Genomic DNA, 15,580 nt, shown 5'->3' with positions numbered 1-15,580 from the left:
CTTCCCCCAAATCTCGACGCAGCGGTCAGTGCTGCCGTGAGTCCACCCTAGCTGCAAGCCCGCCAGGCCGCGCCCTGCCCGCCTCCGGCCGTCGGAAGGGGCATTTTGCGCTAGATCCCCCTCTGCGTGCCAGTCAATGACGCACGAAGGAGCGGCGGAACCCTTGAAATTCCGGGGCTGAAGAGAAATAGAGCACAAAAGTTTGATTAAAAGGGTCACCTAAGTAAGGCTTACCTCTGTAATTCCCCCAGCTCCTGACCGAAGGAAGACGAGTGTCGCTGATGCCCCGCCTTGACGAGTTACCCGTGGATGACCACCGCAGCAGCGGTGTGGACACAAAACCCGAGCCGCCGGGGCAGGACTTCGGCTCCCGGGTGGAACTCGCGCTGGGGGCAACCAACCACCTGTTCAACGCACGGAACTCGCCCCGCTATGTGGCGCAGGTGCTGCAGGGCGTCAACGCGGTGGCCACCAAACTGGAGCGCACCACCAGGCCGTTCACCGGCGTCGGGCCTTCGGAAATGAAGGCGCGCGTGGGCGCCGTGGACCTGGATGCACCGCTCCCGGACACCGCGGCCGCGCTCCAGGAACTCGAGGCCGTCTACCTCCGGGACGCCATCTATTTCCACGATGCCAAGTACGCCGCCCACCTCAACTGCCCCGTGGTGATCCCCGCCCTGGTGGGCGAGGCCATCCTGTCCGCGGTGAACTCCTCGCTGGACACGTGGGACCAGAGCGCGGGCGCCACCATGATCGAGCGCCGCCTCATCGACTGGACGGCGGAGCGCCTGAACCTGGGCGACAACTCGGACGGCATCTTCACCTCCGGAGGCAGCCAGTCCAACCTCCAGGCGCTGCTGATCGCGCGGAACCACGCGGTTGCCGGGCTCCGGCAGGATCCGGCCCGCAGCGGCCTCCGCCTCCCGGCCCTGCTGGACACCCTGCGGATCTTCACCTCGGCGGACAGCCACTTCAGCATCCAGAAGTCAGCCTCCATGCTGGGCCTCGGCTTCGACGCCGTCATCAGCATCCCCTGCACCCCCGACCACAGGATGGACCCCGCGGCCCTCGCCGAGGCCATGGCGGAAGCCAGGGTGCCGGCCTGACCGCCATGGCGGTGGTGGCCACCGCAGGGACCACGGACTTCGGCGCGGTGGACCCGCTCGCAGACCTCGCCGCCCTCGCCAAGGCTTACGGCGCATGGTTTCATATCGATGCCGCGTACGGCGGCGGACTGATGGTCTCCGGACGCTACCGGCACCTGCTGGACGGCACCCGCCTGGCGGATTCGGTCACCGTGGACTTCCACAAGACCTTCTTCCAGCCGGTCAGCTCCAGCGCGCTCCTGGTCCGCGAGTCCGCCATGCTCCGCCACATCACCTACTACGCCGATTACCTGAACCCGGAAAGCGCCGCCCTGGCCGACATCCCCAACCAGGTGGACAAGAGCATCCAGACCACGCGCCGGTTCGACGCGCTCAAGCTGTGGCTCACCCTGCGGATCATGGGTGCGGACGCCGTGGGGGCCCTGTTCGACGAGGCGATCGACCTTGCCGCCCGCGTGGGCTCCCTCCTCGAGGCCGACGACGACTTCGAGCTCGCCGCCGCACCGCAGCTCAGCACCCTGGTGTTCCGCTACCGGCCCGTCCTGGACACCGGTGAACGGCTGTCCGAGGACACCGCCGACGCCATCAACCCCGCCATCCGGGCGGCCGTCTTCGCGTCCGGCCAGGCCGTGGTTGCCGGCACCAAGGTGGGCGGCCGGCACTACCTGAAATTCACCCTCCTCAACGCCGAGGCAACGCTCGAGGACATCGCCGAAATCATCGGACTCCTCCGCACCACCGGCGCCGGACTGCTGCAGAGCGAGGTATCCGCATGAGCACCCATGACAACCGCAGGATCTACGACTTCGCCGCCATCGGCGTCGGGCCCTTCAACCTGGGCCTCGCCGCACTCACCGAGCCGGTGGAGGGGGTGGAGGGCATCTTCCTGGAACAGCGCGAGTCCTTTGACTGGCATCCCGGATGATGCTGGAACCCGCCCATCTTCAGGTGCCCTTCATGGCAGACCTGGTCACCCTGGCGGACCCCACCTCGCCGTACTCCTTCCTGAACTTCCTGAAGCAGACGGGCCGGCTGTACCGCTTCTACATCCGGGAAAACTTCTACCCCCTGCGTGCCGAGTACAACCAGTACTGCCAGTGGGTGGCGGGCCAGCTGGCCTCCGTCCGTTTTGGCACGGCTGTGCTGGATACGGCGTACGACGGCGGCGTGTACCGCCTGACGGTGTCGGGTCCGGACGGGACGGAGGTGCTGTTCGCCCGGCGGCTGGTGCTGGGAACCGGAACGTCCCCGTATGTGCCGGAAGCAGGCGCCGACATCGTTGCCGGTGCTGCGGACAGGAGCGGGGGAGTGGCCTTCCACAATGCCGACTACCTGGCCCGGAAAGCCGAGCTGCAGCAGCGGCGCAGCATCACCATCCTGGGCAGCGGCCAGAGCGCCGCCGAGATCTACCACGAGCTCCTGCAGGAAGCCGACGTCCATGGCTACCAGCTGAACTGGGTGACCCGCTCCGGCAGGTTCTTCCCGCTCGAGTACACCAAGCTGACCCTGGAGATGACCTCGCCCGAGTACGTGGACTACTTCCACGGACTGCCGCAGGAGCGCCGGGACCACCTCAACAAGACGCAGAAGAACCTCTACAAGGGGATCAACTCGGACCTGATCGATGCGATCTACGACCTGCTCTACGCCAAGAGCCTTTCCGGCATGGTCAACAGCCAGCTGCTGACCCACTCCACCCTGACCGGCGCGCAGTGGGACCCGGCCGCCGGCACGCACACCCTGCAGTTCCACCACGGCGAACAGGGCGCCTCCTACACCCTGGACAGTGAAGCGGTGGTGTTCGCCACCGGCTACGGCTACCGGGAGCCGGCGTTCCTGGCCGGGGTGCAGGACCGGATAGCCCGGGACAGCGCCGGCAGGTTCGACGTGGACCGGAACTACAGCACCGGTGTGGTTCCCGGTGAGATTTTCGTTCAGAACGCGGAGCTGCACACCCACGGCTTCGTGACCCCGGACCTGGGCATGGGCGCCTACCGCAACTCCTGCATCCTGCGGGAAATCACCGGCCGCGAGGTCTATCCCGTGGAGCGGAGCATCGCGTTCCAGCAGTTCGGTTCGCCGGCCGCCGCAGTGCCGGCCGGTGGTTCCCCGGCCGGTGCTGCCGTGCCGGGTACGGTTTCGGGCGTTGAAGCGGAGGTGCCCGCATGAGGTTCACGTTCCGCTGCCTGGACGCGCAGGCCGACGCGCCGCTCCTGCACAGCTGGGTGACCCGGCCGTACGCCTCGTTCTGGGGGATGCTGTCCGCCAGCGTGGCTGACGTGGCGGAGGAGTACGCCAAAATCCAGTCGAGCGGCCACCACCACGCCCTGCTGGGGCTCGACGGCGGCGTCCCCGCCTTCCTGATGGAGGAGTACCTGCCGGAGTCCTCGCCGCTGGCCGGCCGGTACGCCGTCCAGCCCGGCGACGTCGGAATGCACCTGCTGGTTGCGCCGCCGTCGGGAAACCCCGAATCCGGCTACACCACCGCGGTGATGGACGCCGTCCTCGGCCGCTTGTTTGACCGGCCGGAGGTGGAGCGGGTGGTGGTGGAACCGGATGCCCGGAACACCAGGATCCACGCCCTCAACGAACGGCTCGGGTTCCAGGCCGCCGGGCTGGTCACCCTGCCGGACAAGGAAGCCCTGCTCAGCTTCTGCACCCGCACCGACTACCTTGCCGCCAGGGCGGCACTAGACACTCTTTCCACCCCCGTTCCGCAGGGAGCATCACTGTGACTGTCCAGGCCAACACCTTCGCACCCGCCCGCCGCCACACCCCCGGCGCCGGCACCATGAACGCCGCTCCGCACCTGGATGCGGAGCGCTGGAGCAGGGCCAACCGGCACCTCCTGCGCAAGGCGCTCGCCGAGTTCTCGCACGAGCGGATCCTCACGCCCGAACCGGTGGACGGCGAGCCCGGCAGCTACCGCCTGCGCAGCGGCGACGGAACCCACGAGTACCGGTTCGCAGCCCGCGTCCTGGAGCTGGAGCACTGGTCCATCGATGCCGCTTCCATCCGCTACTTCCAGGACGGCACCGAAGCGCCGCTGGACGTGCTGGGCTTCATCACGGCGTTCCACGGGCACCTGGGGATCAACATCCAGATGCTCCCCGTCTACCTGGAGGAAATCAGCAGCACCCTGGCCAGCCATGCGTACAAGCAGTGGGCCGGCCAGCCGTCCGCCGCGGAACTCGCGGCCGGAATCACCGGCGGGGCAGACGTTGCCGCCGACTTCCAGGCCATCGAGCGGAGCATGACCGAGGGCCACCCCTGCTTCGTGGCCAACAACGGCCGGCTGGGTTTTGGCATCAGCGACTACCACGCCTTCGCCCCGGAAACCGGCGCGGCGGTGCAGCTGGAATGGATCGCCGTGCACCGCAGCCACGCGGTCTTCACCTCAAGCGCCGGGCTGGATTACCGGGCGCACCTGGACGCCGAGCTCGGCCCGCTGGCAGTGGACTTCACCAGCGAACTGCAGCTGCAGGGCCTCGACCCGGAGCAGTACTTCTTTATGCCTGTCCACCCGTGGCAGTGGGAGAACAAGCTCACCGTGACGTTCGCGGCTGAAATAGCAGGCCAGCGCATCGTCTACCTTGGGACGGGGACGGACCAGTACCAGGCGCAGCAGTCCATCCGGACGTTCTTCAACACCAGCGCCCCGGCGCGGAACTACGTCAAGACGGCCATGTCCGTGCTGAATATGGGCTTCATGCGCGGGTTGTCGCCGCAGTACATGAAGGCCACACCCGCCATCAACGACTGGCTGCGGAACCTGATCGAGGCGGACGGTGCCCTGCAGCAGCGGGGCTTCACCATGATCGGCGAGATCGCCGCCCTCGGCTACCACAACGGCTACTACGAGGCCGGCTCGGCCAGCGGGTCGCCCTACCGGAAAATGCTGTCAGCCCTGTGGCGGGAAAGCCCGCTGCCACTGCTCCGGGACGGCCAGCAGCTGGCCACCATGGCCTCACTGCTGCACGTTGATGCGCAGGGCCTGCCGATGGTGTCCGCACTGATTGACCGCTCCGGGCTGGCCCCCGCGGACTGGCTGCGCCGCTACTTCGAGGCGTACCTGGTGCCGCTGGTGCACTGCCTGTACAAGTACGAGCTGGCCTTCATGCCGCACGGCGAGAACGTCATCCTGGTCCTCCAGGACGGGGTGCCGGTGCGGGCCGTCATGAAGGACATTGCCGAGGAAATCGTGGTGATGGGGGACCGGCTGGACCTTCCGGACGAGGTGTCCCGGATCAAGGCCGCCATCCCGGACGGCGAAAAAGTCCTGGCCATCTTCACGGACATCTTCGACTGCATCTTCCGGTTCATGGCGGCGCTGCTGGAGGATGCGGGAACCCTGGACCAGGAGGAGTTCTGGCGGACCGCTGCCGCGGCCGTCAAGGAGTACCAGGAGCAGCATCCGGAGCTTGCGGACCAGTTCGCCCGGCACGACCTCTTCGCGGCGGACTTCGAGCTGTCCTGCCTGAACCGGCTCCAGCTCCGGAATAACCAGCAGATGCTGGATCTCACGGACCCGTCCGGAGGACTGCAGATGGCCGGACGCCTGGCGAACCCGCTGGCCCGCTTCGCCTGAGGATGCCCCGGCAGGTGGCTAGGCTTGCAGCATGACGGCTAGAACCTCCGGAAACACAGCACTGATCACCGGGGCCAGCGCGGGCCTGGGCGCCGAGTTTGCACGCCAGCTCGCCGCCCAGGGCACCAACCTGGTCCTGGTGGCGCGGAACCGGGCCCGCCTCGAGGAAGCCGCGGCGGGCCTGGAACGGCGCTACGGGATCACCGCTGAGGTGCTCCCCGCCGACCTGACGGACGACGCCGGAGTGGCCGCCGTCGTCGCACGCCTCGCCGATCCGGAGCGGCCGGTGGGCTTCCTGGTCAACAACGCCGGAATCGGGCTGCTGCACAACTTCGAGGACAACCGCATCTCGGAGGAGAAGAAGCACCTGAAACTGCACGGCGAAACCGCCATGGTGCTGACGCACGCCGCACTCAAAGGCATGCTGGAACGCCGCAGCGGCAGGATCATCAACGTGGCCAGCATCGCCGCGTTCCTGCCGCGCGGCACCTACTCCGCGGCGAAAGCCTGGCTGGTGAGCTTCAGCCGCTGGGCCAACCTGGCGTACCGCAAGCAGGGCATCAAGGTCACCGCCGTCTGCCCCGGCTTCACCCACACCGAATTCCACGACCGGATGGGCATGGACAAGTCGGTGGCCCCCTCCTGGGCGTGGCTGCACGCGGACCGCGTGGTGCGCGAGGGCCTGGCGGACAACGAACGCGGCCGGCCGGTGTCCATCCCGTCCAAGAGGTACAAGCTGGTGGCTGCGGTGGCGCGGGTGGCGCCGGCGAAGCTAGTGGCGGGACCCGCGCGGAAGCCGAAATAGGGGCGGAAGCCGGACGTGGGTCCCCAGGCCCAGCAGGGCGGCGGGGCTCCGGGTGCCGGACCGGCGCACCGCAATGACCACCAGGATTCCCACCAGCGCCCCCACCAGGGTCTCCACGCCGCGTTCCAGGATCAGAAGCGCGGGGTCGATGGGTGACGCGAGCTGGGTCATCAGCAGGATGACGGGCGTGAAGGACACCATGGCGAAGCCGTAGTGGCGGGCCATGAACAGCTCGGTGGTGAACTGGAACAGGATTACCAGCACTGCCAGCAGGATGGCCTGCTGCCCGGGGAACAGCCCGGTGAGTGTCCACGGCTCCGGGAGAATGACGACGGCGGTGACCGCCAGCCCGACGAACGTCCCCACAATCCGGTGGATGCCGCGGCGGACACTGCTGGGGAGGTCTGCACCCGCCAGGGGAACGGCGGCCGCAGCCATCGCCCAGTGCGGGTGGCCGCTGCCGCTGAGGACGCCGAGTGTTCCGGCCGCTCCCACGGCCAGCACATACCTCGCCGCGTGGGTAAGCATCTCCCGGCGGCCTGGCCCGGCCTGCCGGTTCCTTGTGGCGCCCGGCTGCCAGGTGCGGCGGCGGAACCAGCCGCCGAAGCCGATAACCATGGAGAACGCGGCGGAGCCGGCCGCGATCAGCAGCGCGGCGTACCAGGGAACCGCCATGGGAACGGATGCGCAGGCGCCCAGGGCGAGGATGCCAAAGAACGGGCCGTTGGGCCGGAGCCGGACCCGGTCCGAATAGGCAGATCCCAGTCCTGCGAGCACGGCCTCCACCGCCACGAGCCACCAGGAGTGCAGGTGGTTGACGGACAGGACAACGCCCACGGTGACGCCGCCCAGGAGCACGAGTGCAGCCTGGGCCTGGTGGATGAGCCGCAGCTGGTGCGGTTCGGCCCGTCCATACATACCGGTCAGTGCGCCGAACACCGCGTACATGATCAGGTCCGTCCGGCCGGCAGCCAGGAGGAGCAGCGAGGGGATCGCCACCCCCGCGGCCACCCGCAGCGCCGCCAGGTGGTCATTGCTGGCGGGTTCCAGCCGGTGGAGGGCGCGCACCTGCTCCGCTACGCGCTTCATGTCCTACCGTCCCTGTCTTTTCCGCTGCCTGGTTTTCTCCCGGTCCCCCCGGAAATTATCCCGGGCTTGCCCGGGAGTCATGTCCGCGGGCGGCGGGCGGTCATACAAGGACATCCGCGTGCCGCAGTCCCCGGACACGGCGAAGGCCCGCCCTGCATGCCTCCCCCAAGGAGGCATGCAGGACGGGCCTTGTGAGCGCGGGCTACAAGAGGGGCTAGACCCCGGCAGGAACCTTCTTCTCCGTGGAGTTGTCCGGGGAGTCCTTGCCGGCGGCAACGGAGTCCTGGATGTCCTGGGTTTCGAACGGCAGCTCGTCCAGGTCGATCAGCGGGTTCTCGTCCTGGGTTGCCACCAGTTCCTTGGCCTCGTCCTGGGTGTCCACGCTGGGCATGGAGCCCGGGAGCGGACGCTGGGCTGATTCCTTCAGGAAGTAGATGGCCACGGCGCCCACCAGGGAGGTGCCCATCAGGTAGTAGGCAGGCATCATGTCGTTGCCGGTGGCGCTGATCAGGGCCGCCACGATGAACGGGGTGGTGCCGCCGAAGATGGCCACCGAGAAGTTGTAGGCGATGCCCATGGCGCCATAGCGGCTGGACGTGGGGAACTGCGCCGGCAGCGCCGAGGCAAGGTTGGCCACGTAGAACGTCACCGGGAAGGCGATCAGGGCCAGGCCGGCCAGGGTGGACCAGACTTCACCGATGCCGATAAGCATAAAGGCCGGAGTGGCCAGGATGACCGTGCTCAGCGCGCCGATCCACAGCACCGGCCGGCGGCCGATCCGGTCGGACAGCTTGCCCGTCAGCGGGATGCAGAGGCTCATGACCACCAGTACCGGAATGGTCAGCAGGGTGCCGTGCACCTCGTCATAGCCCTTGGACTCGGTGAGGTAGGTAGGCATGTAGGAGGTCAGGGCGTAGCCTGCCGTGTTGGCGGCGGCCACCAGGATCATTGCGACGATGATGGAGCGCCAGTAGGCCTTGACGATTCCCACCGGACCCTTGGCAGCAGCGTCATCGGAGGCGGCAGCGTTCTTGGCGATGTCCTCCTGGGCGTCCAGGGTGGCCTGGAACTGCGGCGACTCCTCGATCTTGCTCCGGAAGTAGATAGCGATCAGGCCCAGCGGACCGGCAACCAGGAACGGGATACGCCAGCCCCATTCCTCCATGGCGGCCTGTCCCAGCCCCAGCTGCAGGGCAGAGACCAGTGCGGCGCCGAGGGCGAAGCCCAGGTAGCTGCCCATGTCCAGGAAGCTGGCGAAGAAGCCGCGGCGCTTGTCCGGGGCGTACTCGCTGACGAAGGTGGTGGCACCGGCGTATTCGCCGCCGGTGGAGAAGCCCTGGACAATCTTGAGCAGGACCAGCAGGCCGGCAGCCCACAGCCCGATCTGCGCGTAGCCGGGCAGCAGGCCGATGGCGAACGTGCTCGCGGCCATCAGCATAAGGGTGGCGGCAAGGATCTTCTGCCGGCCCATCTTGTCGCCCATCCAGCCGAAGATCACGCCGCCCAGGGGACGGGCGATGAAGGTGGCAGCGAAGGTTCCGAGCAGGAACAGGGTCTGCGTGGTGGGGTCGGACTCCGGCAGGAAGACAGGCCCCATGGTGGTGATGAGGTAGCCGAAGACGCCTACGTCGTACCATTCCATGGTGTTGCCCACGATGGTTCCGCCGAGTGCTTTCTTGAGCATCGGCTGGTTCACCACGTTGACGTCGGATTCCTTGAGCCGGCGGCGCGGCAGCCGGCGTGGTTTTTTCGCAGCTTTGTGGGCTGTCAGGTCTGTTCCGCTGGCGTTCCTGGCGCCTGCTGAAGAGTCGGTCATGCTTCGGTCTGTGGGCATTTGGGCAACTCCTGTGGAGGTCATTTGCTTGCGACTTGTAGCTGCCCCGCTCTGGGCAGGCCTTCAATTTTACGGGATTTCCATGGCGCGCGGCCCCCGAATGCCGTAGGATCGACCTTTTGGGCCCGTTTGAGCGCGCTGTTTGCGGTGCCGTTTCCCGGCTTTTCCCGCGCCATTACAGGGAATATGCGCCCATGTGGCCATCGTTACCAAATCTTTTTCCGCGCAGGGGCCTTTCCAGCCGCTTTTGACGGACGTCCCCACTGTGAGTGTGACCGGGGCCACGCTCTCCTGCCCGCCCTAAAGGCTGCGATTCCGGCCCGGCCCGGACGCCGCCGTCGTGCTTTCCAAAACCGGGTGCAAAGGGGTTCACAGGCGGCTGCCGGGTGCCTATGGTGGAGCAATGGAAAAACCTTCTTCTTAAGCAGGCGGACCCGTGTGCCCGGACAGAGTCCGGCTGCACCCCGCCGTTCCTTTCAGGCCTGCGCACCGTGAGCCGGGGATGTCCCGGCAGCAGGCCGGCTGCGCAACTCCGCTGGCACGTCCAGCGGTTCCCCGGGGGCCGCCGGCCGCCGGGCAACACATCAGTTCACTGCGGAAAGGAAGATCACATGGCTGACAACCGTGAAACCCACATCAAACCCGAGTTGGCAGACCACCTGGCGGCGGCCATGAACGCCCCGGACCTGCCCGGACCGGCGATGGCCGGCAGGACCGCAATGCCCAAGCAGGCCTCGTGGCCGGACGGCAACGGGAAGCGCCGGCACCCGAAGGAGCGCGGCTCCGGACAGGGACGGATGGGCCACGAGGCAGCGGTGACGGCCGTGCACCGCACCAGCAGGCCGCAGATGCCGCACTCGTCCTAGGGCCGGCCGCAGCAGCTATCGACACGGAAATTGCCTGGCGATCCCATTATTTGGGGGCGCCAGGCAATTTTCGTGCCGGGGACAAATTTTCGTGTCGCGGATGATTCTTCGCGTTGCCGGTTCGCCTCACGCCTCGCGGACTACCTCGGACGGATCCTTGTCCAGCCGCCAGCCGCGCCACCGTGGATGCCGCAGCCGTCCGGGGCCGGTCCACTCGCTGTACGTCACCTCACCCACCAGTTGCGGCGCCACCCAGTGCGCGTCCGCGGCATCGGGGCGGGGGACCTCGTGGAAGGGCGACGTCTTCCTGGCCAGCCGCTCCACCGTCTGCCGGAGTTCGGCGAGCTCGCGGGTGCTGAACCCGCTGCCCACCCGGCCCACGTACTGCAGCTTGTCGCCGTCGGGGATGCCCACCAGGAGCGATCCCACCGTGTCCTGGCGGCCGCCCTTGCCCGGGCGCCAGCCGCCCACCACCACTTCCTGGGTCTGTTCGATCTTGAGCTTGATCCAGGTGCGGGTCCGCTGCCCGCTCACGTATCGGCTGTCCGTCCGCTTGGCCATGACACCCTCGAGCCCCAGCTCGCGCGCGCTCTCCAGGATGTGGTCAATCCGGTCGTCCAGCACGAGCGAGAGATCCACGGGGCAGCCGGACGGGCGGTAAAACCCCTCCAGCCGCTCGCGCCGTTTGCTGAGCGGCAGCCGGCGGAGGTCCGTTCCGCCGTCGGACAACAGGTCGAAGAGGACGAGCCGGACCGGGATGGCAGTGCGGGCTTTTGCGACGTCGGCAGGCCGGTTGAGTTTCATGCGTCCCTGGAGCAGCCCGAAGTCGGGCCTGCCGTCCCCGCCGACGGCGACGATCTCGCCGTCGGCCACGAAGGGCTGCTCCGGCCAGCAGGAACGGTCCGTGAGCTCGGGGTAGGTGCGGGTGACGTCGTTGCCGTTGCGGCTGAAGATGCGGACGCGCTGTGCGTCGGCCACGAGGATGGCCCGCACTCCGTCCCACTTGAGCTCGAACTGCCAGTTGCTGCCCTGCAGGTCTGCCTCGTCGCCGGCAGTGGCCATCATGGGGCTGAAATCTGTGGGGGAGGGGGCGGCGCTTGCTCGGTGATGGCGTCCGCGGGGGCCGCGTACCGCCGTCGTCCGCCTGCCTGCTCCTTGTCCATGAGGTGGATAAGCCACTGCCCCTCGGCATCCTTGCCCTGGCCGCGGCCGGTGTGGATCAGCGCGAACTTCTTTGGACTGCCCAGCCCGCCTCCCTCCGAACCGTGGAGGGTGACGATGACCTCGCGGCCGTTGATCCACTTATGCAGCTCATAGGTGCCGGTATCCCAGATGGTCATCTCACCGGCACCGTATTCCCCCTTGGGGATGGTGCCGTGGAACGTGAGGTAGTCCATCGGGTGGTCCTCGGTCTGCACGGCCAGGTGGTTCTTGCCCCCGGATTCGGGGACGCCCTTGGGGATGGCCCAGGACACCAGGACGCCGTCGTGCTCCAGGCGGAGGTCGTAGTGCAGCCTGCTGGCGTGGTGCTCCTGGATGACAAAGGCGTCGCCGCTTCCCGCCGCGCCGCTGAAGGGCTCCGGCGTGGCCTTCGGATCACGCATGGACCGGTACTTGGCCAGGCGGGGATTCGCGTCGTGCCCGTCGGAGCCCGCCGCTGACCCGCCCTGCGTCGGCCTGCTGTGCTTGGACCCGCCGTGCTTCGATCCTCCGTGGGCACCGGCGCCCGAGGGGGAGTTGGCCGGCTGCCCGGACGCGCTGACGACGGCGGCGAACGGGTCCTTGCCGTCCTGCACCCGGCGCAGGACCTCGTGGTAGTCCAGGTGCTTCAGCCGGCTGGAGCTGATCTCCCGCCACGTCCGTGGCGCGGCCACCATGGGCGTGGGCCGGCCCCGCAACGAGTACGGCACGATGGTGGTCTTGGCGGCGTTGTTCTGGCTCCAGTCCACCAGCACCTTGCCCTTCCGGAGCGTCTTCTTCATGTCGCTGACGGCGAGGTCCGGATGGTCGGCCTCCAGGGCGCGGGCGAGTTCCCGGGCGAAGGCGGAGATCTGGTCCGAGCTCTGGGTCCCGTCCAGCGGCGCATATAAGTGGATGCCCTTGCTGCCGCTGGTGACGGGCACAGGGTCCAGCCCCACGTCCTCCAGGATGGACCGGGCCAGCAGGGCCACCTCGCGGCATTCGGGCAGGCCCGCGCCCTCACCCGGGTCCAGGTCCAGGACCAGGCGGTCCGGGTTCAGCTGGTTGCCGTGCGAATCCACGCACCACTGCGGCACGTGGATTTCCAGCGAGTTGATCTGGCCGAACCACGTCAATGTGGCTGCGTCGTTGACCAGCGGGTAGTAGATGGTCCGGTCCTTGTGCGTGACGGCGGCCCGCGGCAGCCAGCCTGGGGCCGAATCCTCGAGGTTCTTCTGGAAGAACACTTCGCCGGGATGCTCCGCGGTGCCCACCCCGTTGACCCAGCGTTTCCGGGTTGCCGGCCGGTTGGCGGCGGCGGGAATCAGGACATGGGCCACGGCGGCGTAGTAGGCCAGGACGTCCGCCTTGGTGGTTCCGGTCTGCGGATAGATGATTTTGTCCAGGTTGGTGAGCGTGAGTTCGCGGCCCGCCACCCGGACACGCTCCTTACCCGCGGGCATGGGTCTTCACCTCCGGCCCGGACTGATGTTGACTGTAGGAATGAGAGCCATCTGGAAGGGTGCCATTGCATTCGGGCTGGTCAACGTGCCCGTCAAGGTCTATAGCGCCACTGAGGATCATGACATCAGTCTGCACCAGGTTCACAATGCCGACGGCGGAAGGATCCGCTACCAGCGCCGGTGCGAGGTGTGCAGCGAGGTCATCGACTACTCGGACATCGAGAAAGCGTACGAGGAAGACGGCCGGACGGTGATCCTCACCAAGGATGAGCTCAAGTCCATTCCTGCGGAGAACAGCCACGAGATCGAGGTGGTGCAGTTCGTCCCGTCCGAGCAGCTGGAACCCATGATGTTCGAGAAGAGCTACTACCTGGAGCCGGATTCCAAGTCGCCCAAGGCGTACGTGCTGCTGCGCCGGGCGCTGGAGGACACGGACCGGGTGGCCATCGTGCAGTTCGCGCTGCGGGAGAAGACGCGGCTGGGCGCGCTGCGCATCAAGGACGACGTCCTGGTCCTGCAGTCGCTGTTGTGGCCGGACGAGGTGCGCGAAGCCAACTTCCCCGCCCTGGACACGTCCATCAAGATCTCCCCCCAGGAACGGGAGATGTCCGCCGCGCTGGTCGAGTCCATGGCGGCGGACTTCGATCCCGAATCCTTTACTGACGATTACCAGGTCCAGTTGCGCACGCTCATCGAGGCCAAGCTTGAGCAGGGGGAGTCGCTGGATACGGAAGCAACCTTCGGCGTGGAAGCGGGCGAAGGCGGCAAGGGCGAAGTCATCGACCTGATGGAGGCGCTGAAGCGGAGCCTGGACAAGAAGCGCGGGGGCGGGGCAGCTGCCGCTGCCGGGGACTCGGACGGGGAAGAGGAAGAAGAGGTGCCGGCCAAGCCTGCCCGCAGGGATTCGGGATCGCGCGCGTCTTCCGCCGCGAAGTCTGCGGAATCCGCAACCACCAAGTCCGGCACTGCAAGATCCACGACGGCGAAGACCACCGCCTCGAAGTCCACCGCCTCGAAGTCCACGGCGTCCAAACCGGCCGCCACGAAAACGTCCGGCACCAAGGCTGCAGCCTCGAAGACGACGGCGGCCAAGGCCGCGGGGACCAAGAGCACGGGCACCAAGACGTCGGCAGAAAAGACCACGGCGTCGAAGCCCGCCGCCAGCAAAGCCCGCAAACCCGCATAATCCCGCAGGTCCCTTTACAGCCAGTGCCCGCACGTCCACAATGGCTGAATCGCAGCCTCCGCTGTGCACACAGCGTGCTGCCAGTCATCCCGAACGGAACGGCAGAGGGGCGCGGACATGAACGACCAAACGGAAGCGGCGGAGGCGGACCGGGCTCTCAAGCAGAAGCAGCGGGCCATGTGGGCGTCCGGGGATTACCCGGCCCTGGCGGATGAGCTATTACTGGAACTTGGCGCCATCCTGGTGGAAGCCTGCGGAATCACGTCCCGCCACCGCGTACTGGACGTGGCGGCAGGCTCCGGCAATGCCGCCATTCCGGCGGCGATGATGGGCGCCAAAGTCGTGGCCAGTGACCTCACCCCCGAGCTGTTCGAGGCTGGCCGCCGGGAGGCGGCGAACAGGGGAGTGAGCCTGGACTGGCAGGAGGCCGACGCGAGGCGCTGCCGTTCGGGGACGCCGAGTTCGATGTGGTGATGTCATGCCTGGGCGTCATGTTCGCGCCCAACCACCAGAAAGCCGCCGACCAGCTGGTCCGTGTCTGCAAACCCGGCGGGACCATCGGACTGCTGGGCTGGACGCCGGAAGGATTCATCGGCCGGATGTTCGCCACCATGAAACCCTTCGCGCCGCCGCCCCCGCCCGGCGCGCAGCCCGCGCCCCTCTGGGGCACCGAGGACTACATCAGGGAGCTGCTGGGCGGCAGCATCACCGATGCCAAGGCCCGCAAGCAGACCCTCGCAGTGCGCAGCTTCCACCAGCCGGCCGACTTCGTCCGCTACTTCAAGTCCCACTACGGCCCCACCATCTCGGTCTACAAGTTCATCGGAGAGGACCCGGACAAGGTCAAGGCACTGGATGCCGCGCTCACGGAACTGGCCGACTCCTTCGGCGACGCCCACGGCGACACCCCCTTCCAGATGGAATGGGAGTACCTCCTGTTCACGGCGAAGAAGGCGCAGTGATGGCGGGCGGCCATGTAGCCACCTCGACCGTCACCATCGACGCTCCTGCCAGTCGGGTCTGGGACGTCATCACCGAACCTGCCGCCATCAAGGAGTTCATGTTCGGCGCGACGTGGTCACCGACTGGACCGTGGGCGGGCCCATCGTGTGGCGCGGCCGGTGGGAGGGCAGGGACTACGAGGACAAAGGCTTCATCCTGGAAGTGGAACCCGGGCAGCGGCTGGTCCACACCCACTACAGCCCGCTCAGCGGCGACGCGGACATCCCGGAGAACTACCACACCCTTACCTGGACCCTCGAGGCGCTGGACCAGGGGACCCGGCTCACGCTTGCCCAGGACAACAACGCCACGGAAGAGGCAGCCGCACACTCAAAGGGCATGTGGGACAAGCTGGTAGGCGACGTGAAGGCGATCGCCGAGCGCGGCTGACCGCCGTCCCCGCCAGGCGGGCAGGCGCGTTAAACCAAACGGCCGCCGTCGACTTCCAAGGGATGACCGAGC

Annotated in this window: 8 protein-coding genes and 4 pseudogenes; 9 read left to right on the top strand and 3 right to left on the bottom strand. The window is 67.4% G+C overall.

Annotated elements, in window-relative coordinates; translation table 11 throughout:
* Positions 1-281: 281 nt before the first annotated feature.
* From G205_RS09120 to G205_RS09100, 5 genes and pseudogenes are all read left to right on the top strand, one after another.
* Positions 282-1,882 (top strand): annotated as a pseudogene (locus G205_RS09120) (pyridoxal phosphate-dependent decarboxylase family protein).
* Positions 1,879-3,275, top strand: a pseudogene (locus G205_RS09115) (lysine N(6)-hydroxylase/L-ornithine N(5)-oxygenase family protein). Before G205_RS09120 ends, G205_RS09115 begins: the two co-directional pseudogenes overlap by 4 nt.
* Positions 3,272-3,841: a GNAT family N-acetyltransferase gene (locus tag G205_RS09110; protein ID WP_009357738.1), complete on the top strand. Its 570-nt coding sequence runs from the start codon at positions 3,272-3,274 to the stop codon at positions 3,839-3,841. The pseudogene G205_RS09115 and the gene G205_RS09110 overlap by 4 nt, the downstream one beginning before the upstream one ends.
* A 56-nt stretch (positions 3,842-3,897) precedes the next feature.
* Positions 3,898-5,694: an IucA/IucC family protein gene (locus G205_RS09105; RefSeq protein WP_052014082.1), complete on the top strand. Its 1,797-nt coding sequence runs from the start codon at positions 3,898-3,900 to the stop codon at positions 5,692-5,694.
* Positions 5,695-5,725: 31 nt separating this feature from the next.
* Complete coding sequence (locus tag G205_RS09100; RefSeq protein WP_009357736.1) at positions 5,726-6,499, top strand: SDR family NAD(P)-dependent oxidoreductase; 774 nt, start codon at positions 5,726-5,728, stop codon at positions 6,497-6,499.
* On the opposite strand, the gene G205_RS09095 is transcribed toward G205_RS09100, so the two are convergent.
* Together G205_RS09095 and G205_RS09090 are read right to left on the bottom strand one after the other, a co-directional pair.
* The gene (locus G205_RS09095; protein ID WP_009357735.1) at positions 6,467-7,588 is read right to left on the bottom strand and encodes an FUSC family protein; all 1,122 of its coding nucleotides are present in this window, start codon (positions 7,586-7,588) and stop codon (positions 6,467-6,469) included. The genes G205_RS09100 and G205_RS09095 overlap by 33 nt on opposite strands.
* Before the next feature lie 214 nt (positions 7,589-7,802).
* Positions 7,803-9,422: an MFS transporter gene (locus G205_RS09090; RefSeq protein ID WP_009357734.1), complete on the bottom strand. Its 1,620-nt coding sequence runs from the start codon at positions 9,420-9,422 to the stop codon at positions 7,803-7,805.
* Between the two features lie 611 nt (positions 9,423-10,033).
* On the opposite strand from G205_RS09090, the gene G205_RS09085 reads away from it, so the two are divergent.
* The gene (locus tag G205_RS09085) at positions 10,034-10,288 is read left to right on the top strand and encodes a hypothetical protein (protein ID WP_009357733.1); all 255 of its coding nucleotides are present in this window, start codon (positions 10,034-10,036) and stop codon (positions 10,286-10,288) included.
* Positions 10,289-10,414: 126 nt separating this feature from the next.
* Here the strand turns inward: G205_RS09085 and G205_RS24005 are convergent.
* Positions 10,415-12,930, bottom strand: a pseudogene (locus G205_RS24005) (ATP-dependent DNA ligase).
* A 40-nt stretch (positions 12,931-12,970) separates the two neighbouring features.
* On the opposite strand from G205_RS24005, the gene ku reads away from it, so the two are divergent.
* The 3 genes and pseudogenes from ku (at position 12,971) to G205_RS09065 (ending at position 15,508) form a co-directional block, all read left to right on the top strand.
* On the top strand, positions 12,971-14,116 hold the full coding sequence (gene ku / locus G205_RS09075; protein ID WP_009357732.1) for a non-homologous end joining protein Ku: 1,146 nt from the start codon (positions 12,971-12,973) through the stop codon (positions 14,114-14,116).
* A gap of 117 nt (positions 14,117-14,233) precedes the next feature.
* Positions 14,234-15,078: pseudogene (locus G205_RS09070) on the top strand (class I SAM-dependent methyltransferase).
* 112 nt (positions 15,079-15,190) lie between these two features.
* Positions 15,191-15,508: an SRPBCC family protein gene (locus G205_RS09065; RefSeq protein ID WP_009357731.1), complete on the top strand. Its 318-nt coding sequence runs from the start codon at positions 15,191-15,193 to the stop codon at positions 15,506-15,508.
* Positions 15,509-15,580: the final 72 nt, after the last annotated feature.

It is taken from the genome of Arthrobacter nitrophenolicus, assembly GCF_000332815.1.
In the GTDB taxonomy this organism is placed as follows: Bacteria; Actinomycetota; Actinomycetes; order Actinomycetales; family Micrococcaceae; genus Arthrobacter; species Arthrobacter nitrophenolicus.
Note: the sequence above shows the minus strand (reverse complement) of the source record. Positions and strands in the feature narration are given on the sequence as shown.

Bases quoted from the DNA above. Each gene is read 5' to 3' on its own strand.
- G205_RS09110 (WP_009357738.1), top strand. From the start codon at position 3,272: ATGAGGTTCACGTTCCGCTGCCTGGACGCGCAGGCCGACGCGCCGCTC.
- G205_RS09105 (WP_052014082.1), top strand. From the start codon at position 3,898: ATGAACGCCGCTCCGCACCTGGATGCGGAGCGCTGGAGCAGGGCCAAC.
- G205_RS09100 (WP_009357736.1), top strand. From the start codon at position 5,726: ATGACGGCTAGAACCTCCGGAAACACAGCACTGATCACCGGGGCCAGC.
- G205_RS09095 (WP_009357735.1), bottom strand. From the start codon at position 7,588: ATGAAGCGCGTAGCGGAGCAGGTGCGCGCCCTCCACCGGCTGGAACCC.
- G205_RS09090 (WP_009357734.1), bottom strand. From the start codon at position 9,422: ATGCCCACAGACCGAAGCATGACCGACTCTTCAGCAGGCGCCAGGAAC.
- G205_RS09085 (WP_009357733.1), top strand. From the start codon at position 10,034: ATGGCTGACAACCGTGAAACCCACATCAAACCCGAGTTGGCAGACCAC.
- ku (WP_009357732.1), top strand. From the start codon at position 12,971: ATGAGAGCCATCTGGAAGGGTGCCATTGCATTCGGGCTGGTCAACGTG.